Source organism: Vibrio splendidus (genome assembly GCF_001557875.1).
Classification (GTDB): domain Bacteria; phylum Pseudomonadota; class Gammaproteobacteria; order Enterobacterales; family Vibrionaceae; genus Vibrio; species Vibrio splendidus_F.
Map to the genome: position 1 here is coordinate 1,276,589 of NZ_LNRF01000001.1, position 20,829 is coordinate 1,297,417.

General features: G+C 42.0%; 16 protein-coding genes. 9 read left to right on the forward strand and 7 right to left on the reverse strand.

The features are described from left to right. Positions 1–139 precede the first annotated feature (139 nt). The gene (locus tag ATB74_RS05465) at positions 140–466 is read left to right on the forward strand and encodes a hypothetical protein (protein WP_061017065.1); all 327 of its coding nucleotides are present in this window, start codon (positions 140–142) and stop codon (positions 464–466) included. A 122-nt stretch (positions 467–588) separates the two neighbouring features. Here ATB74_RS05465 and ATB74_RS05470 read toward each other — a convergent pair whose 3' ends face one another. The 3 genes from ATB74_RS05470 to ATB74_RS05480 form a co-directional block, all read right to left on the reverse strand. Next, positions 589–1,647: a S1 family peptidase gene (locus ATB74_RS05470; RefSeq protein ID WP_061017067.1), complete on the reverse strand. Its 1,059-nt coding sequence runs from the start codon at positions 1,645–1,647 to the stop codon at positions 589–591. Between the two features lie 262 nt (positions 1,648–1,909). Continuing rightward, the gene (gcvT, locus tag ATB74_RS05475; RefSeq protein ID WP_061017069.1) at positions 1,910–3,043 is read right to left on the reverse strand and encodes a glycine cleavage system aminomethyltransferase GcvT; all 1,134 of its coding nucleotides are present in this window, start codon (positions 3,041–3,043) and stop codon (positions 1,910–1,912) included. Positions 3,044–3,491: 448 nt separating this feature from the next. Continuing rightward, the gene (locus ATB74_RS05480; protein ID WP_017064652.1) at positions 3,492–4,115 is read right to left on the reverse strand and encodes a helix-turn-helix domain-containing protein; all 624 of its coding nucleotides are present in this window, start codon (positions 4,113–4,115) and stop codon (positions 3,492–3,494) included. A 441-nt stretch (positions 4,116–4,556) separates the two neighbouring features. Between ATB74_RS05480 and ATB74_RS05485 the strand changes: the two genes are divergently transcribed. From ATB74_RS05485 to gcvP, 3 genes are all read left to right on the forward strand, one after another. Further along, entirely contained in the window at positions 4,557–5,849 is a 1,293-nt protein-coding gene (locus tag ATB74_RS05485; RefSeq protein WP_060981380.1) for a serine hydroxymethyltransferase, read from the forward strand. A gap of 51 nt (positions 5,850–5,900) precedes the next feature. Beyond that, complete coding sequence (gene gcvH, locus ATB74_RS05490) at positions 5,901–6,281, forward strand: glycine cleavage system protein GcvH (protein ID WP_017105929.1); 381 nt, start codon at positions 5,901–5,903, stop codon at positions 6,279–6,281. An 89-nt stretch (positions 6,282–6,370) separates the two neighbouring features. Next, positions 6,371–9,250 (forward strand): aminomethyl-transferring glycine dehydrogenase, encoded by a 2,880-nt coding sequence (gene gcvP / locus ATB74_RS05495; protein ID WP_061017071.1) that lies wholly within the window; start codon positions 6,371–6,373, stop codon positions 9,248–9,250. A gap of 266 nt (positions 9,251–9,516) precedes the next feature. On the opposite strand, the gene ATB74_RS05500 is transcribed toward gcvP, so the two are convergent. The 4 genes from ATB74_RS05500 to ATB74_RS05515 all read right to left on the reverse strand — a co-directional run bounded on the left by ATB74_RS05500 (position 9,517) and on the right by ATB74_RS05515 (position 13,472). Continuing rightward, positions 9,517–11,565, reverse strand: coding sequence for an ATP-binding protein (locus ATB74_RS05500; protein ID WP_061017073.1), 2,049 nt, complete (start codon positions 11,563–11,565; stop codon positions 9,517–9,519). Next, on the reverse strand, positions 11,559–12,032 hold the full coding sequence (locus ATB74_RS05505; protein ID WP_061017075.1) for a hypothetical protein: 474 nt from the start codon (positions 12,030–12,032) through the stop codon (positions 11,559–11,561). The genes ATB74_RS05500 and ATB74_RS05505 overlap by 7 nt, the downstream gene beginning before the upstream one ends. After that, positions 12,032–12,943 carry a hypothetical protein gene (locus ATB74_RS05510; protein ID WP_061017077.1) on the reverse strand — a complete coding sequence of 304 codons (912 nt, stop codon included), beginning with the start codon at positions 12,941–12,943 and terminating at the stop codon, positions 12,032–12,034. Before ATB74_RS05510 ends, ATB74_RS05505 begins: the two co-directional genes overlap by 1 nt. 130 nt (positions 12,944–13,073) lie before the next feature. Then, the gene (locus ATB74_RS05515) at positions 13,074–13,472 is read right to left on the reverse strand and encodes a hypothetical protein (RefSeq protein WP_061017079.1); all 399 of its coding nucleotides are present in this window, start codon (positions 13,470–13,472) and stop codon (positions 13,074–13,076) included. Positions 13,473–13,919: 447 nt separating this feature from the next. Here ATB74_RS05515 and ATB74_RS05520 point away from each other — a divergent pair, with 447 nt between their 5' ends. Genes ATB74_RS05520 through ATB74_RS05540 form a run of 5 tightly spaced genes read left to right on the forward strand, consistent with a single transcriptional unit; the run spans position 13,920 to position 20,829 of the window. Next, on the forward strand, positions 13,920–14,783 hold the full coding sequence (locus ATB74_RS05520; RefSeq protein ID WP_061017082.1) for a heteromeric transposase endonuclease subunit TnsA: 864 nt from the start codon (positions 13,920–13,922) through the stop codon (positions 14,781–14,783). After that, positions 14,773–16,950 carry a Mu transposase C-terminal domain-containing protein gene (locus tag ATB74_RS05525; protein ID WP_061017086.1) on the forward strand — a complete coding sequence of 726 codons (2,178 nt, stop codon included), beginning with the start codon at positions 14,773–14,775 and terminating at the stop codon, positions 16,948–16,950. The genes ATB74_RS05520 and ATB74_RS05525 overlap by 11 nt, the downstream gene beginning before the upstream one ends. Further along, complete coding sequence (locus tag ATB74_RS05530; RefSeq protein WP_061017744.1) at positions 16,940–18,334, forward strand: ATP-binding protein; 1,395 nt, start codon at positions 16,940–16,942, stop codon at positions 18,332–18,334. Before ATB74_RS05525 ends, ATB74_RS05530 begins: the two co-directional genes overlap by 11 nt. 58 nt (positions 18,335–18,392) lie before the next feature. Further along, a complete protein-coding gene (locus ATB74_RS05535; protein ID WP_061017745.1) occupies positions 18,393–19,241 on the forward strand; it encodes a hypothetical protein in 849 nt (282 codons plus the stop codon). A gap of 4 nt (positions 19,242–19,245) precedes the next feature. Beyond that, positions 19,246–20,829 (forward strand): TnsD family Tn7-like transposition protein, encoded by a 1,584-nt coding sequence (locus ATB74_RS05540; RefSeq protein ID WP_061017088.1) that lies wholly within the window; start codon positions 19,246–19,248, stop codon positions 20,827–20,829.

Sequence of the window (20,829 nt, forward strand, 5' to 3'; positions counted from 1 at the left end):
TGACGGTTTACATACGCCATCAACAGCATATTATTCGATTATTAAAAAACGTTACGTTTCATCAACTTTCACACTTAGATCGGTCTTGAACGTATAGGCTTGTTAACTTGAGTATTCAAGTGTTGGGAAATTAGAAAAATTGCAAATTGCGAATAAGAAAGACGTCATATTGGAAATTGCGAATCGTTATAAATTGGCATTTCCTTGCATTGAGCACGCATTAGAAACGGACAATGCCCGCTCCGAAATTATTGCAGTGCAGCATAAGCTACTCACTTACAAAGAAGTGTTACTGCACGGGAGTATGTTGGAAGAAAAGGAATTAAAGCAGGCCTTTTCTGCTCTGAACCAAAATGAAAAAGGTGTCGCACACGGCGGGATTCAAAGTATCAACGACGCAGTAAAAGAGATGGATGAGATTGTCGAAAGGTACAGTAGAAAAGCGTCTACTGGATTGTGCGTCTAATCAATTAGTATCAACGAGTAGCGTAAATCTCTCAACGGCTTAAACAAACTGAACAAAACAAAAACGGCCAGTCATAGTTGAATGACTGGCCGTTTGTTTAACTAACATGAAAACGTGGGTATCTAACGAGATATTGCTCTTCTAAACCCACCGAGCAACATCAACGCGCCTAGCAAGCTAAATGAAACACTACCGCCACTACCAGAGCCAGACGAAGTACGTGCATTGACATAAGCCGTTCGTTTGGCGTCTGTTGCAACAAACTTAGCGGTTTCATTCCCAGCAATAACGCTATCGATCCAATCTCTATAATCATAGATTTCTGTAAATACAGACGTCACCGCAGAGTTACCACCACATGTGTCCGGACCAAAGCTCGTGATACCAACCTGTCGATAGTCAGCACCATCTTTCCAATAGACTGGACCACCAGAGTCACCTTGACAAGTACCATTATAAAGACCAGTAAATACACTGTAGTCACCATTAAAACAAATTTGATTATCCGTTAATACCGAACCATCAATAAAGGCATTTGCACAAGTCGCGTTGTCTACGTAATTAAGAGATGCTTTTTGCAACAAGGTAGTAGCGTCATACCCTGAACGTGTATCGCCATGGCCAACAGCGGTAAACATCTCCAAAGAACTTCGGTAACCGTCGGAGCTTGGGCGCTTAACAACATCGTTCACTGAATCAATATTAAGTGCACTTTCAAGCTTTAGGACAGCCACATCGTTGCGTAGTAAATCACTCAACGCATTTGAGTAGTCGCTGCGATAGTAAACTTCGGATACACGCGCTTTTTGAATGTTACCGTTAGGGAATTGAGACGAATCTTCAAGTTGAGGGACAACAGTAGTAAATAACTGCCCTTCTTCATTACCGTAAATACAATGCGCTGCGGTTAAAATATGCGTTGGGTCTAAAATGGTTGCTCCACAGTATGGGCCGGTAGAATAAACACCATCATAATCAATACGGTCGATAAACAAACTCGCCATTGAAGGGAAATCGACAACGGAAGCATTGCTACCATTCACGATATAAGGTGTTACGCTCGCGTCAGGAGAAGTTTCGATCGAGTTTTCCGTTGCCATAACACTTGATGTGTAAATCAATGGCGCTAAAAGTCCAACAACTGCCTTACGAACCGGACTCACTGTATGGTTCACATTCATAGATAACTCCTTGTAACCCCTACTACTTATTTACAGAAATGATGAGTCGCCACCATAACACGTCACAACCAACAGTATAGTAAGTATTTGTAACGATATTGCCACATCTCTCATTTTATAAACTAATTTTGAGTAACCGAACTGAGTTGTAATACAGAAGGGAATACTATCCCAACAACAAAAAAGCCTACCGTTTGACATCTCAATACAGAGAAGCGAGCGATAGGCTTTCAGTTAGCTTAGTGGTTTCTCTTAAAAGAGATTAGCCACGGTAGTAACGTTGAGGTACGAATGGCATTTTTTCTACTGTCATTGGTAACTTCTTACCACGAACTTCAGCAAATACTTCTGTACCGATAGCAGCAAGATCAGTACGTACGTACGCCATTGAAACAGGCTTACCTGCGTTAGGACCAGCAGTACCACTCGTTACCACGCCTACTTTGTTTCCTTCCGCATCGAACAGCTCAGCGCCTTCACGTACTGGTGCTTTAGTCTGACCAACAAGACCAACACGCTTACGTTGAACGTCTTTAGTCGCAATTTGCTCAAGGATGATGTCAGCGCCAGGGAAACCGCCTGCACGTTCACCGTCAGTACGACGCACTTTTTGAATACCCCATAAAAGGCTAGCTTCTACTGGCGTTGTCGTTGTATCTAAATCATGACCATACAGACATAGACCACACTCAAGACGAAGTGAGTCACGAGCACCAAGGCCAATCCACTCTACTTCTGCTTCTGATGTTAGTTTACGAGCAAGTACTTCAGCGTGATCGTTCGGTACTGAGATTTCGTAGCCGTCTTCACCGGTATAACCACTGCGGCTTACGATGCACTCTACGCCGTCGATATCGACTTTTTGAACATCCATGAACAGCATGTCTGCAACACTTGGTTGGAAACGAGCAAGAACTTCAGACGCTTTAGGGCCTTGAAGTGCTAATAGAGCGCGGTCATCAATCACTTCCATCTCTACGTCAGCTGGTAGGTGAGCAGTCAAGTGGTCGATATCTTGTGTCTTACAAGCCGCGTTCACAACAACAAATAGGTGATCGCCTAGGTTTGCAACCATCAAGTCATCCATGATGCCGCCCTGCTCATTAGTAAAGAACGCGTAACGCTGTTTACCAGAAGGAAGGTCGATAATATCTACAGGAACCAAAGATTCTAAGACAGCAGCTGCGTTTGCACCATGTAGACGAAGTTGCCCCATGTGAGAAACATCAAAAAGACCGGCAGCGTCACGAGTGTGTAAGTGCTCTTTCTTTACACCTAGTGGGTACTGAACTGGCATATCGTAGCCAGCGAAAGGAACCATTTTTGCACCCTCTTCAACGTGAAGTGCATGCAGTGGTGTTTTTAGTAGGTCTTGATTAGCGTGTTCTTGAGTCATTTTATTCTCCATGAAGCGTTGCAGGCTGTCCAAAATCGAGTCTGCCGCTTATATCTCTATTTAGAGTCGCCTCTAACGATACGGATTAACGTTAGAAACAGTAGATAGTAGAAAGTGATGTCTTTTATATAGGGTTATATTGTTAGCTTTATAAACATGAATGGCTGTACAAATCCCATACAACTCACTTTCTAAGAATTCACTTCAGTAAACTTCAATCAACATGAGTAAACCGTGTTCACTATAATAAACAAGCCTGAGTGAGTTTTACACCCTTAACAAGATTAAAACAGCTCAAAATGTGACATTTAACAATTTAAAAACAATTTATCGATACATACAAAAACGCGATATTGATGATTTTCACATCAATATCGCGTCTATTGGCTAACGTTCGAAACAAAAGCAAACGTTTGCATTCACTATAAGAAATTCTAAGTTTGTTAACTTATTTTGCAGTCACCCACAGAATGAGTGCATCTTCTGTACTGGTAGAAATCAGCATATGGCCCATATTGGCATCATAATACATGCTATCGCCTTCACTCATCGGGACAGGTTCATAGAATTCTGAGTAGAACATCACATCACCTGAGATGATCATTAAGAACTCTTCACCGTCATGACGCACCCAATCGTTGTACTCTTCAAAAGTACGAGCTCTCACGCGGCTCTTAAACGGCATCATCTTCTTATTAGAAAGCTCAGTCGCAAGCAGCTCATGTTCGTAAGTCGGTGTTGGGTGTGGCTTACCTTGGCCTGCCTTGGTTAAGTCGCGACGTCCTGTTGCCACTTTTTTCCTTGGCGGTTCAAAGAGTTGTGGCATATCTATTTGCAAGCCCATCGCCAACTTCTGCATTGCTTGAAATGTTGGTGAGATCTGTTCGTTCTCGATTTTGCTGAGCGTAGAGCGAGCTAAGCCTGTTCTTTGGCTTGCTTCTTCTAATGTAATCCCAAGCTTGCCGCGGATATCTTTAATACGTTGGCCAAGCCTAAGTGGTTCGATATTCTGGTCTAACGTTTCTTTCGCCAACGTTAAAGATGGGTACTCATCATAAATGTCTTCTGACATAGGTCCCTCATTAATTTCTTGCTTCCTGTCTATTAATTTCATTGTTGCATGAAGCGCTTTGTTGATTAAAGAGCACACAGAGAAATAAAGCGTGCTCCCTGTAGCAAAACTAGAAAAGTTGTTTCCTATTGGAAATTTTTGTTGAAAATTGATTTTATCGGAGCTATGTTATCGACTTGTTAGATGAAGAGATGCTACTTCAGCTTGCAGCAAATGATAGATTTAACATTTGTAAGAGCTGTTTTTTACCCGAACTTTTTGGGAAACAATTCGTGCTGCATTGACCCTACAACGATCGCTTAGACGCTGTAAGAGTATATTTATAACGCAATTCACGTTTATCTATACCTATATAGCGCAAACGATTCCGATGCAGAAATCAACGTAAGACCTAATGGACTATAAAAACAATCACCATTAGCTTAATGAAAGGTCTCGACAATGAACGCTTACCAAAACCATAGCTTAGACAGTTTTTTCTCTACGAACCTATCTGGTACTGACGATGCAGTATTTGCTGGAATCCAAGCAGAGAACACTCGTCAAAACGAACAAATCGAACTTATTGCTTCTGAGAACATCGTTTCTAAAGCAGTAATGCAAGCTCAAGGCACTTGCCTAACCAACAAATACGCAGAAGGCTACCCTGGCCGTCGCTACTACGGTGGTTGTGAGCACGTAGATACAGTAGAAGCTATCGCTATTGAACGCGCTAAACAGCTGTTCAAATGCGAATACGTAAACGTACAGCCTCACTCTGGCGCTCAAGCGAACGGCGCAGTGAAACTTGCCCTACTTCAACCTGGCGACACTATTCTTGGTATGTCTCTAGATGCTGGTGGTCACCTTACACACGGTGCGCGACCTGCAATGTCTGGTAAATGGTTTAACGCAGTTCAATATGGCGTAGACCGCGACACACTTGAAATTGATTACGAAGCGGTTCGCGCTTTAGCAATCGAAAGCCAACCTAAAATGATTATCGCTGGTGGTAGTGCTATTCCACGCGTGATTGATTTCGCTAAGTTCCGTGAAATCGCTGACGAAGTTGGCGCTATTCTAATGGTCGATATGGCACACATCGCGGGTCTTATCGCGACAGGTGCTCACCCTAGCCCACTACCACACGCACACGTTGTTACAACAACAACGCACAAAACACTTCGTGGTCCACGCGGCGGTATGATTCTTACTAACCACGAAGACATCAACAAAAAGATCAACTCTGCAGTGTTCCCTGGCCTTCAAGGCGGTCCATTAATGCACGTTATCGCGGCTAAAGCAGTGGCGTTTGGCGAAGCACTTGGCCCAGAATTTAATACTTATATTGATTCAGTGATCGACAACGCAAAAGTTCTTGCTGAAGTGTTGCAAACTCGCGGTTGTGACATTGTGACTGGCGGAACAGACACGCACCTAATGCTGGTTGACCTTCGCCCTAAAGGCTTGAAAGGTAACGTAACTGAAGAAGCATTAGAGCGTGCAGGGATCACATGTAACAAAAATGGCATACCATTCGATACAGAGAAGCCTATGATTACTTCTGGTATCCGTTTAGGTACGCCAGCTGGAACCAGTCGTGGTTTTGGCACTGAAGAATTCAAACTTATCGGTGAATGGATCGGCGATGTTCTTGACGGCTTAGTTGAAAGCCCTGAAGGCAACGCTGAAGTTGAGCAACGTGTTCGCAAGCAAGTTAAAGAGCTTTGCAAACGCTTCCCTCTTTACCGTTAAACCGTTTTTAAGATCTAAATTAAAACCTCATAAATTTTTGGAGAATAAGCAATGGACAATACACTAAAGTTTGCAGACAGCCACGAGTGGGTAAAAGACAACGGTGACGGTACTGTAACTATCGGTATTTCTGAGCACGCTCAAGAGATGCTAGGTGACGTTGTGTTTGTTGACCTGCCTGACACTGGAGACGAAATCGAAGCTGGCGAAAGCTTCTCTCTAGTTGAATCAGTGAAAGCAGCTTCTGATATCTACGCACCAATCTCTGGCGAAATCGTAGAAATCAACGAAGAATTAGAAGATAGCCCTGAGTTAATTAACGAAGAATCTTATGAAGGTGGTTGGATTGTTAAAGTGAAGATGTCTGATGCGTCTGAACTAGACAACCTTAAGGATGCGGAAGAATACCTAAGCTCTATCGAAGAAGACTAATAGGTAACCTCATTACGATAAAGCTGCTCTTTTGAGCAGTTTAATTTTAGGGGCTAGCTCACGGCTCCAGAGAGAAAGTAGAACATATCATGACTGAATTACTTCAAAGCCAATTACTGAAAGACCTGGGTACTCAAAACGAGTTTGTTGCTCGTCATAACGGCCCTAATAAAGCAGACCAGCAAAAAATGCTTGAAGCGATCAACGCGACTAGCTTAGAAGCACTGATCGACGAAACGGTTCCTGCACAAATCCGTCTTGAAAAACCAATGACACTTGCTGCGCCACTGAGCGAAATGGACATGCTGACCTCTCTTAAAGAGATCGCTAACCTAAACCAAGTGAAACGTACTTTCATTGGCCAAGGCTACTACAACACATTCACTCCAAACGTTATTCTACGTAACGTTTTAGAGAATCCAGGCTGGTACACAGCTTACACACCATACCAACCAGAGATCTCTCAAGGTCGTCTTGAAGCTCTACTGAATTACCAACAAATGGTAATGGACCTAACAGGTATGGAAATCGCGAACGCGTCTCTTCTTGATGAAGCGACAGCGGCTGGCGAAGCTATGACACTGTGTAAGCGTGCTGGTAAAAGCAAGAGCAAAGTCTTCTTCGTTGCTGACGATGTTCACCCTCAAACACTAGAAGTTGTTAAAACTCGTGCTGAGTACATCGGTTTTGAAGTAATGGTTGGCGCTCTTGAAACACTTCCAGAGCAAGACGTATTTGGTGCATTAGTTCAATACCCTGGTACAACAGGTGAAGTTCGCGACCTAACAGACATCATTGCCAAAGCTCAAGCAAACAAGACTCTTGTAACGGTTGCAACTGACCTACTTGCCTCTGCTCTACTTAAGCCAGCTGGCGAAATGGGCGCAGACGTAGTAATCGGCAGCGCGCAACGTTTCGGTGTTCCTATGGGTTACGGCGGTCCACACGCTGCATTCATGGCAACTCGTGAAAAGCATAAGCGTACAATGCCAGGTCGTGTAATCGGTGTTTCAATCGATACTCATGGTAACCAAGCGCTACGTATGGCAATGCAAACTCGTGAGCAACACATCCGCCGCGAGAAAGCGACATCGAACATCTGTACAGCTCAAGCACTTCTAGCAAACATGGCGTCTTTCTACGCAGTTTACCACGGTGCAGAAGGCTTACGTACTATTGCTCGTCGTACACACCACATGACAGCTATCCTAGCGGCTGGCCTGACTAAAGCGGGTTACGAGCTAACGAACAACAGCTTCTTCGATACCATCACGATCAATTCTGAAGAGAAGACCGATACACTGTATGCGAAAGCGCAAGCAGCAGACATCAACCTTCGCCTTCTTAAAGGTAAGATCGGTATCAGCCTAGATGAAACAACAACGATCGACGACGTGAACGCATTGTTCGCTATCTTCGACGTGAAAGAAGACGTTCAAGCACTATCTTCTGACATTGCATCAAACGAATTTGCAGCAATTCCAGAAAACTGCCGTCGTGAATCTGAGTTCCTAACTCACCCAGTATTCAACACGCACCACAGCGAAACGCAAATGATGCGTTACCTAAAACAGCTTGAGAACAAAGACTTCTCACTAACGCACGGCATGATCCCACTGGGCAGCTGTACGATGAAGCTGAACGCTGCTGCTGAGATGATCCCAGTAACATGGCCTGAGTTTGGTTCAATTCACCCATTCGCACCTCTAGAGCAAGCGGCTGGTTACACAGCATTAGCAAAAGATCTTAAAGAGAAGCTATGCGAAATCACTGGTTACGACGATTTCTCACTACAGCCTAACTCTGGTGCATCTGGCGAATACGCTGGTCTAATCGCTATTCAACGTTACCACGCAAGCCGCGGTGAAGGTCACCGTAACGTTTGTCTGATTCCAAGCTCTGCGCACGGTACTAACCCTGCAACAGCATCAATGGTTTCAATGAAGGTAGTAGTTGTTAAGTGTGATGAAGATGGCAACATCGACATGACAGACCTAGCAGCGAAAATCGAGAAGCACAAAGACAACCTATCAAGCATCATGATCACTTACCCTTCTACGCACGGCGTATACGAAGAGCAAGTGAAAGAGGTGTGTGAACAAGTGCATGCAGCGGGCGGTCAGGTTTACCTAGACGGCGCGAACATGAACGCTCAAGTAGGCCTTACTTCTCCGGGCTTCATCGGTTCTGATGTTTCTCACTTGAACCTGCACAAAACCTTCTGTATCCCACACGGTGGTGGCGGTCCGGGTATGGGTCCTATCGGCGTTAAGTCGCACCTAGCACCTTTCCTACCAGGTCACATCGAAAATGGTGTACAAGGTTCTGACTACGCGGTATCAGCAGCAGATCTGGGTAGTGCTTCAATCCTACCTATCTCTTGGGCTTACATCGCAATGATGGGCGAACCAGGCCTAACAGACGCGACTAAAGTTGCGATTCTGAACGCGAACTACGTGATGGAAAAACTACGTCCTCACTACCCTGTTCTTTACCGTGGTACTAATGGCCGCGTAGCGCACGAATGTATTATCGATATTCGTCCACTAAAAGAAGAGACAGGCATTAGCGAAGAAGACATTGCTAAGCGTCTAATGGACTTCGGTTTCCACGCGCCTACGATGTCTTTCCCAGTAGCTGGCACGCTAATGGTTGAGCCTACTGAGTCTGAAGACCTAGAAGAGCTAGACCGTTTCTGTGAAGCGATGATCGCAATCCGCCACGAAATGGCAGCAGTGAAAAACGGTGAATGGCCACTAGACAACAACCCTCTAGTGAACGCACCACACACACAAGTTGACCTAGCTGGCGCAGAATGGGATCGCCCTTACTCTCGTGAACTTGGTTGTTTCCCATCGAAAGCAACGAAGAACTCGAAGTACTGGCCTACAGTTAACCGTGTAGACAACGTATACGGTGACCGTAATCTAATCTGTTCTTGCCCAAGCATCGATAACTACGAAGACTAATTCGAAGCGTGATCACAGATAACCAAGTTGGAAACTGTGATAACCGAGTTGGAAACCGATAACTAAGTTGGAAACTAACTCGAATAAAAAAAGGCGAACCGTTTGGTTCGCCTTTTGTTTTTTTACCGCTTTAACTTCGGAGACTAGGAACTCTGCTATGATTTAAGCCAGATCGAGGAAAACTCGCAGAACCTATACCGATTAGAAAGCCAATAAATTCTCGAAAGCTTAAACAATCCGCCTATTCCTGTAACAAGAAAAATTCGTTATAGCTTACCAATAATATACGAATCAAAGTGTCTCAACTCAACATCAAGTCCAGAAGTAGCTAAGTTGAGATTATTGTAATCTTCACTTGTTCCTATGATTATCTGCTTACCTATTCTCTTTACTTCCGATGATTTTATAATGAACTCTTGAAAACTCTCGTTCTTAGCTTCTTGTTGTCGAGGTTCATCGAGGATTAGTAATCCCAAATGATTCGTTTCCTGTCCAGAAGCACTATCTAGAGTTAACATCGAATATAGATATGACCAAATAACACGAATGTTATCGCTGGCTGAAGCCTCTGAATTAATATCAACCTCATTAAGCGCTGGTTTGAAACTTCGTTCTGATATTTCGAAGTCCTTGAGATCGCTACTGCTATAGCCAAACGCCTCTAGATTAGTCACAAAGCTGTTTTTTAAAGCTCTTAACTTTCTACGATCATTGGCACTTAAGCCATTAAATGGAAGTGCGCTTAGAGCTTTTTCGGCTATACCCCATGACAACAAGGCTTCATCCATCTTTCCCTTGATTTCTTCTTCGCTTCGGAGAGCTTTTTCCAATGAAAAAACCTCTCCTTCTAGAAGAAGCTCTTTCTTAATATCACTTCTTGATGGTGCAGCAGTCGAGTCGATCAAACTGTCCTTGATACTTCTTATGACTGCACGAGTTTTAGTCAACTCAGACCGAGATTCTCCCAACAAGTTTTCTTTTCTATCAAGTTTTAGTGCCTCTCCTTTCGCTAAGGCGCTATATGCATCCAGTTGCTTTTCTAGGTATTTTATATTGTCATTTAAGCCCAAAACCTTTGAATCATTATCTCCTAATTCCGTTAGCAGTGTTTCAGGCATTTTCCTTTGGCAAGTCGGGCATTGCTTTTGTACGATAGAAAAATTCTCTTCAGACCCAATTTCCTCAAGACGTTGGAGATCTTTATACTTTCGCAAACTGTCTTGGACATCATGGATCCTATCCTTAATGGAGCCAAAGTACTTATCAGATACTGACAAGTCAGAAAGTAACATACTAATGCTCTTTTCTTGGCTGCTTAGAAGGGTTTGCTGCTGTTCTAAATCACGCTCTAGCTTGCTAATTTTTTTCGAATCAAGCTTAGTACTAGTGAACTCATATTTTAGCTTAGCCAAAGCAATATTTAGGTTTCCTATACGCTCTTTATAGGACACCGCATTGTCAGAATCATAAAAATAAAGGTACGAACTATTGGCTAATTGTGTTTTCTTTCCAATTTTCTCGTCCAACTGGTTCGAAACAAAACCATATGTTTTCTTCGCCTCATTCATAAGGTTATCAAGAGCTAGTTCCCATGCTCTCTCAGCATCTTTTTTCTTCTGAACATGCTCTTGCCTTCTTTTAGCGACCCCCCTAGCATCGAGGTCTAGGGTAAACTCGATTACTCGCTCAGATAGTTCTTTTATACCCAAGTATGTGGGCAATATATTAAGAATACCGCCCCATCCACGCGTTTGCTCAACATAGTTCATCGCAAATATAGCTTCTAGGTAAAGTGGACATTCACCACCGCTATATTTGGTGACTATAGGAAGGTCTATCTCCAGAAAATCAGCAAGCAGGTAGTGAAAGCCCCTCTCTCGAGATGCAGCTCCTTCAACTCTTAAATAGTAGTCTGAACTTTCTATGTCATTCCTTTCGAGGACTTCTTCAACCGACAAGTCAAAATATACAGAAATCAGATCTTTTCTATCTTCATTGCTGCTCCTCATTATCGTCATGCGCTTGGTCGAATTAGAAATTTGAAGATATATTTTCGACCCAATAACACTAACTTTCCTTCCACCTTCGACCCTTAATTGACTGGTCAATGCTGTTTTTAAAGGTACTTTTCTCGATGGGCCTAAACAACCTTCCAATCCAAGCGCGTATATAATGGATTGTATGCAAGTAGACTTACCGTGCGTGTTCTCAGCATGAATTATATTGAGACCTTGCTTGAAAGGAATATCTGTACCATATAGGCCATCATTGGTTTGAGTACGAATAGATAGTTTCTCTATTACAAGGTTTAACATATGACATTACCCTGAATTATGTTGTTAATTCTTTGATCGTTAAAATGGGATTTCGAGTAAACATTAATGAAATCACTTTCGAGAATAAAAATATTTGTATCAACATCTATTTTTTTAGCAAAATTCGCCCCTTTGGAGGTGAGCTTGATACTCTTGGCATCATCAATGACAAATAGTTTTTCACCTATACCTATATCTATTGCTCGATCTACAAGTGGGTCAAAACGGATGTTACTGTTCTCACAAGAAAGTAAACCTTTCCGATATGCAACACGCTTTTTATCGGACGAAACAAGAGCATAAAGCACTTGGATTTTTTTCAAGTTAGCTTTGTTACCAGAACATAGCTTATATAGGATTAATGCTAACAACGATATACGCCAGAGAGGTCTAAATTCCGCGTCAACAGAAGCGCCTCTATAGTTAAACTTGATGCCGTGTTGGGGTTCAATATCAAATAAATCCATTAGTGAAAATCCAATGTACAGTTCATGAGCCAATCAGCAACAGTTCCGAGAGCAATAGTATCTAGATTGTCTTCATGTAGTTTGCCAGAGTTTTCTAACTTCTTTCGCAACGCATTTTTCTGATAAGCGATGCTTTGGGATTCGGGGGATGAGTCTAAAGCCTCGATAAAAATCTCTTCAGCTCGTTTATCCTTCGTTGAGGTTATAGCTTTGTGGAACTCTGGGTAATCTTCCTTTAGTAGAGTTAACATGTTTTGGGACATTATCGCCTTACGCGTTAAAAGACCTTTGCCATTAGCAACAACACTAGGGGTTGAGTTGAGTTTACTAAGTTTAGTAGTCAGGTTTGACATAAACTCCGTTGAAGTATCTTCGATAAAAGAGGCTACGTGATGTTCCTCTATATCCAATACGTCCAGCTTTAATGTGGCAAGACCTGCCCGCAAGAGCATAGTTTCTTCTTTTTTAAACTCACTACGATCCCAAATCAAAACTCTGAAATCATTATTGTCAACATAATCAAGGTTTGCAGCCTTAACTTCTAAAGTCTTTTTGGTCGCATGAGCCACTAAGTCTTTAGTTTTGTGAGCAGGCACTACCAAAATCCATCTTTTAATCTTTAGATCTCCAAAAAAGCCACTCATTTTGACCGTATTAGAAATAAACTTCCCGATATCTCTAGTCATCTTATTACGTTGCTTTTCGTAAAGTTTAGAGACATTTTCAACTTCTTCAGGACAATACATCTGGTAAGCATATCCATCGAGTGAGAAACCTTCTATACCACCATCTCCCTTGTCATGGTCAGGTATAGGGATATAATTCGCAGACGAGTAGCGTTCTTTCAAAAGGTCATTTGCATGGCTTTCCCACTCATCAGGAAACCATACTTTGTCGTTGCTCAATTCCATTAAAATCTGCTCAATAATGCGTCACAAGTAACATCAACTAAAACACTAGATTATAAGAATATAATCACTAATAAACAGTGAGCATAATCAAATTGTATCTAGTTGTTCTATAAGACAACTATTAACTTCGTTATGAAACTATTCTTATCATACTTTCAAAAAAAGCTGACTCTGTACTCTCATACAAATCTCTTCCATCTGAAACGAACACACACACAAGAAAAGAATTTTCATTAGTGTTTACAAGCATTGATCTCAACCAAAACGTCTCATGACATTCCAGCGGGGCGAGCGTATCAGCTCCCTCAAAGATGACAAGTGTCTTGCGTCTACATTGTTCCAAAGTAACAACTAATTCTCGATTTTCTTCTGCTGCGAAAGCAGCTAGAGGGGATTCATAGTCATTAAAGTTCAGGCTAAAGACATCGATGCCTCTAAGCTTCGCTTGGTCTCTACACATATCTAGATAGCCCGCAGGCGTACGCTCAGTTATTAGTGAGCAGATGGTAAGCTCTAATTCCCATGCCATATTGATAAATCTTTCTGCACTAACCATAACGAGGCTTAACTAACGATCACATACTTCTAAGAGTAGTCGATTTAAAATAGATAGCTAACTCTGAGAATAATGTGCAAATACACTCACAAAAACATTTATTTTGGCGCACAATGAAAAATAAAATCAAAAAATACAAGTAACTCAAAAATTATAGATTAAGCTACTGATAAATATAAACATTAAAAACAGTGACAATTATTTAGATAATAATATTAAAGTCACTAAAAAATATGTAATTATTTTGAACAATCTCGATTATCATATTGAATATGAAGAATTTTCTTTTATACTCCACCTTGATTTTGATTTATTTAAGTTATAATAAATCCTTTTATAACAATAACTTAAATGAAAAAATAAGTTGGACAGCCTAGTCGTGAACTGCTACTTATATATTAGTCACTAAGGATTAATATTATGAAACCAGTCTTACAACCAAGCATCACAAGACGCGAACTTAATAAATTAAGAAAACACTTAGGTAAAATTAAAAATGGAACCTATGAGCCTTTTATTACAGTTAGAAGATCTAACAGTGTCGGTTTATCGCATATTTTGTTCAGCCACAAGACTAATCGTTGTCATCACCTATTTAGTTTGGGCGAGCTCGCGCTATTCCTTCATCTAGAGCATGACCCTGATGTGTTAGACATACAAGAACAGTACCCACTACCGATCAATGAGACACTTTCATGCGCTGAAAAGCTGAACTATCGTCACCCAGGGAAATACAAAGAACGAGATGGCAGAGAAATCCCTGCTGCAACGATGACCACAGATTTTGTTGCCACAATTCACGATGTTACAAGCGGACAACTTTATATTAAGCCATACAATTACAAGCCAAGTTCAGCTTTGAGTACTGAATTTGAGTCTCCGCAAAAAGTAAAGCGAACCAAGCAGAAGTTCAGAATAGAGCAAATGTATTGGGGTCGTCACAACCATCACCTAATTCAGGTGACAGAAGAAGATTTAAACCCTAATAAAACATACAACCTTCAATGGCTTAGAGAGACATATCACCACGTCAGGAAGAGTCAAATTGACGGTCATTTATGCCAAGGAATGCTAGAAACCCTCAGCAATTGCTTATTAAGCAATCCTGAATTTACTCTCAAGCAATGTCTGAGTTACTCCGCGTCAACCCACGATGTTTCTGAACTTGCCGCTCTAGAGATCTTTCAACACTTGGTCTATTCAAACCAATTAAATGTAGATCTGAACGAACGCATAGAAGTTTTTCGCCCTGTAATCATGATTTCGAAGCACGATGAGAATTAATCAAAAATTAGTCGATGGCAAAAAGGGGCTTGAATATCTCATCGTAGATATATGCCAAAACCTCGACATGATTGCTGTCACTCAACTCAATGTTGAGCGCCCAAAAAGGCCTTATACGCTTTCGCTGAGTGATACGTTGAGTCAAATAGAGCTAGGCAAATGGAAAGTGCTAAAGCATTCCTTTAGCCCTTACCTATACATGTCAGACGAAGAGTTACTGAAAGACAAAAAGCGCAGTAAATGGTTACAACGTAGAGACAACAGCTTCCACATCATTGCCCCGCTAATCGATAACGACGAACTACGTCACAGCTATCTATTTATCGATAGCAGTTCAATCCTAGATCGTTTGATAAAAAAATCGGGCCGCAGTCGTAGTTATGTAGCAAAAATTTTAAATCGTTATTGGTATTACGGTTCTCATATCAATGCTCTACTCCCTCTATGGAGAAACTGTGGAACGAATCAGTCTTTACCTGAATCACCGTCATTTGACCAAGCCCCTGAGTTAGGCAAAAGTGGCCCCAAAACTAGGTATGGAACACCTTATCGTGGAGTCACTCAACAAGATATTAAAAATATTCGACGATTTGCCAAAACTATTCCAAACGGCGGAAAAGTCAGGTTGAGTGACCTTTACGATCAGTTTACACGCAAGTTCATGTATGCACGGGTTAGACCAATGGTTGAAGGAGCACATGAAATAGCTTTACCCGTTCCAAGAGCCAAGCTCATTTCACGAAACACCTTTAACTACCATTTTAAGCAAAACGTTGATCAGCTTGAATTGATTCGGAAGTCTGTCGGTACAATCAACTTCCAAAAAGACCATCGAGGCCGATCAGGTCTTGCTCGACAAGGCGTCCGTGGGCCCACGAGCCGTTACGAAATAGATGCAACAGTTGTTGATCAATACATCCGTTACCCCTATGACAAAACCAATCAGTTAGCGACGGGACGCCCTGTGATCTATCTAGTTGTGGATACGTGGTCTGGCATGTTTGTAGGCACTCATGCTTGTTTTCACGGCCCTGATTGGACAGGGGCATCACAAGCCCTTTTCAACGCGTTTACCAACAAAGTCCAGTTTGCTAATCGCTATGGCGTTGAAATTACTGAAAATGAATGGCCGTGTCACCATGTCTGCTCTCAGTTAGTCATGGATCGAGGCTCCGAGTATACAGACCGTAATATTGAAAGCATGCTCAAAGGGGAAATTGGCTTATCAGTCGCCAGCTTCGCTCCGTATCATCGCGGGGATTGTAAAGGAACTGTCGAGAAAGCGTTTGATATCTTTCATCAAAATGCTGTTCGATTTGTACCTGGTCAAGTTATGAAAGTGCCCTGCAAGGAGGAACAACACGCTTCTAGAAAAGCGTCGATGTCCTTCGAAGCGTTCATGGAAAAGCTCATAAGGACAATCATTTATACCAACAATAACCGCCTGAGAAAGAACAACCATAACTTTGAGATGTCTCGAGATGATGTTGGTTTCTCTCCTAGAGACTTATATCTCTATGGGCTAGAAGAAATGATGATCCCACCAGCTCAGATACCTGAGGAGCAACTTCGTTTCGCATTACTACCTGCTGACAAGGCGACTGTGAGAATGGAGGGTGTTTACTTTAAGGGGCTGTATTACAGCTCTAACAAAATCATTCAGAAACAGTGGTTAGACAAAGCTCGTAATTTTGGTCGATACACAGTAGAGGTTCGATACGACCAAAATTCAACGAACTTAATTTGGTGTAAAGACCTTGAATCTAACGAACTAATTACTCTAGAACTCACTGACCGCTCTGAAGCGTATCGTAATCAGATTTGGCAATCGACTCTGCATGAAATCGAATTAACCAAACAAAAACAAAGCCTTCATGAAGAGTATTCATTCGCTAACAAAATTGAGTTCTTAAACAAACTGGATGAAATCGATAAACAAGCAAAAGCTGACGCTAGATTCCTAAAAACATCGTCAGCAAAGTCTATCGAGACTGGCATTAAAAAACGAAAGAATATTGTTTCTTCTATTGAACGCAACAAACAATCTGAACAAATAGCAGCAACGTTAAGTTACGAAGAGATCGATAGTTCGACCGCTAAAAAGAAAACCCAACACTTGGAAACACCTGATTTTTTTGACTTTGATGATGAACAAGATGATAGCTAATTATACACCTCACCCTAACTCTCAGATGGCAAGAAATCCTCTGATTGAAGCGCTTGGAATGCCATTGCTACCTAAACAATTTATACAGGCGACAACATTATCTCCTGACATGTTGATTGATGTGAGTTCACTCCCTACTGAGCATCATGGCTACTACACCAGAACATTCATTGATAACCTATCTGAGTGCTATGTTGTTCAGGATGAAGCCCCTCGCCTTTATGACACAGTATTTCGCATGATTGAGCGAGGCTATATCTACCGCAATCCTTTGGTGTATGGCGATATTAAACAATTGCAATTTGCCAACTCTATTGAAATACCTGAAGGGCAAGAACGCACTCTAAAGCAAACAGCAAATCAGCAGAGCTTTTTGGTTGCGGGTCTATCAGGTCGCGGCAAGTCTGCGATGGTTGAAAGCATCTTGTCAGCCATTCCTCAAATCATTTCTCATCAAGAGTATCAAGGGAAAAGATTCATCTACGAACAGATTGTCTGGCTTAAGGTGGATATCCCAACAGCGAGAGGCCAGCGGGCATTGCTATGGAGGATCCTTGAGTCTATTGATAGTGTAACGGGAGAGAATTATTACGAATCACATCAAAAAAGTTCAGTCACGGCACTAATGATTGCTGTTCGTAAAGCTTTACTCATTCATGGAGTTGGGCTTATTGCTCTAGATGAAGCTCAAAACCTATCAGAGACTCGACAGTACGAAAAAGTCGGTAACAACGAAAATGCCACACTAAAGTTCGTTGAAGAGTTGTTTAACAAAGTTGGTGTACCGCTCCTATTGGTCGGGACATTATCAACACTCAATCTATTTTCCAAAGAGATGACCTCCGCTAGGCGTATTGGAAAAACAGGTTCGCTTATCTTAGAACAATGTGATGTTGAAAGTTCTTTTTGGAAACGCTTCATTAAGCAAATGTGTTCTACACAATTACTTAAGAATCAGACAACTGACATCGATACTCTAACGCGTCATATACACTACCTGTCAGCAGGAATACCTGCCATAGCAAGTAGTTTAATAAAGGCCACGTTGTCTTATCTGACCTATCTAACGCCAAGCAATCAAGATCTAAGCATGGCGGCATTAAACCATGTATTTAAAGAACAGTTCATCCTGGTTTCAGGAGCACTGACGGCTCTAAAACGTGGTCAGTTCCATAAATATGAAGATTGTATTCCTTTGTCTCAACTTCACTCGGTTCAAGAGGATTTTTCTCTCTACGGCGATTCAAATTTTGGCAGTGACCAACTCAAGAAGCAACCCACTAAAAGCTCTCGCTCTGCCGTAAACCTATCTGAAAAAGATCAAGAAATGCTTGAGAACCTTACTCCTGAATCTCTTTTAGCACAGGCTCGCAAGTATGAATAACATCTTAAACTTGCTTCCCCACGAACATCTGAGAAGTTTTCTTCATCGGATTCATATTATGTCTCCATTTGGTACTTTTAGTACTACAGCACGACGTTTAGGGCTCGAAAAATTTAGTTCTTCTCCAGTGACAGTGTTCTCAGATCTCGACTTCTTACTCATGGACACTTTAAATAGTGATAATCGTACTATTTGGAAAAAGCATTTGCACGGTAACGTCATTGAGTCTTTCCTGAACGAACATGAGAAAAGACAGGTTCCGTTGTTCCTGATAGGGAAACAATATGACATTGAATTTATACACTCGCAAACAGTTCACAACCGCACATGGCGTTGCTGCAAAGACTGCATAGAAGAAGATCATGACACGTATGGTGTGGCATATTTCCATCAACCACATCAACTGCAAGGTGTGTTTCACTGTTACAAACACGGTTCAAGACTTATCAACGCCTGCTCGTCATGTGATTACCGCTTGAAGAACATCAGCCGAATGCCAACACCAGCTTTAGCTTGTCCAAAATGTGATTCCAGCATGACATGTCAAGAATTGTATTCTGATGAAACAACGCTGAAGGTTGAACGGCTAATGATTGCATTAAACAATGGAGAACTCGCCCTAGACCTTGAATCCGTGCAACAAAATACGTTGGCACACATGGGATTTACGCTTGAGCAAACTGAAACGTTAGCTTTTAAGAAAGCTTGTGGCGATTGGTACAAAGAGATTTTCATGACTCTAGGGAAAAGCGCTCTAGAGCAGTACTTCTCGAATACGAGGAAAGTAAATGATCACATAATTACTCCTACTATGAGGACTACACGCCTATTTTTATCAACTTCAACAAACAGATTTAGTCCACCACTGATCTACATTCTCATGCTGGTCGCTACAGGACAACTATAGATCTATGTACCTGCACGAAATAGCTGGAGAAGCCTTTTATAGTCTAGTTGCGCGACACCACGCAGCCTCACCAAGACGCTCGCTACGCGAAAAAAACCGAGCTCTCCTTGGGCGTACAGATGTGCGCATTAACCCACAGCTTCCTTGCATGCTCAAACACGTTGCCAAACAGACTTCAATAGACGCGGAAAGGTTGTTGTTTGACGGTACTTGTTTCCCTGTTGTCGGCTCTTGCCTTCAAGATAACAAAAGCAAAGCAAGACTTAGATGGCACATGTTGAGTAATGATGGCAGTCACATCGCTGCTGTATCACGTACCGCTTGTTCTCGGTTACAGTTTAGCAGTGCACTAAAGCTCTGCTCGCGATGCCTAGAGGAAGATGCATTGAAATGGGGGCATGGTATTTGGCGTACCGTACATCAGTATTACGGTATGTTCGTTTGCCCAAAGCATGCATGTTGGCTGCAATATGCACCGACAAATGCCGATGGTCTTAACAAACGCATTGAACTACCACCAACACCTTACGATAGATGTTTCCATGGTTCGGATCTGTGCTTAGAACGAGCGTTGAGGTTGTCGCAATTCATCAGTAGTTGGCATCAATATGAATGCGAACGTCGATTCGATCATATTGTTACGCCCTCTCACTCATCTTGGATGGGTAAGGCTCATTTGTTAACTCCGAAAGGACAGATCAGGCAATCAGAAGCAGTCAATCGTCTACAAAACTTTTGGGCTCCTCTATTTGCTGGTGCAAAGCTACTGCCTTCGAAGCTATACCAGTTTAATTTCTTAAGATTCCTTCTCTTAAATGGCAACTACAACCATTACATACAGCATGCATTGGTTGGTGCTTTTTTTTCCAAGAACGCCAAGTTTTATCTTCAACAAACTGAGCAGGCCTCAAATTATTGCAATCGGGAATCATCTAAACCTCGTGTCTGTCTATCAGAGCTGACCTCAGGAAACTCGCTTCGTTCTGTCGCCAAGGCGACAGGATATTCGGTGGGCTATCTAGCAGCCCTAGCGCAGAGGAATGGGATAGCGGTAAATCATCGATTCAAACGACTAAGTAACTCGCTAGTCGATATGATCATAAAACTCGCATTCCGTGGACTTCATCGACGAGATATCGCGAAATTATGCGGTGTTAGCGTTGGAACCGTGGAACAAAAAATCAACTCGATGTCAGGGTTAGCGGCTTGGAGAAAACGGCTCTGGTTCTGCCAAAAACGAAATCAATATCGTCAAACACTCCAGTCAATCATTTCTCAAAACCCAACATTAACTAGAACAGAGATTAAACATTCGAGCAGTTGCTACATGTGGCTCTTTCGATATGACAAAGATTGGCTAAACCAACACTTACCAAAACGAGAGCCAGCTAAGTTCCATAAATCTATTGATTGGAATCAGGTAGATAAAAAGCTGGCTAAACAAATTAAGCAACACGTAAATAAGGCTAATTCGGTGTCTCACGTCGAAAGACAAGTGAACTCACGACACTCCTTAATCAAAAACAGAAAACGCCTACCCCTTTCGATTAAGCAAGCGGAACAAATCGTCGAAAAATCTAAAAACTAG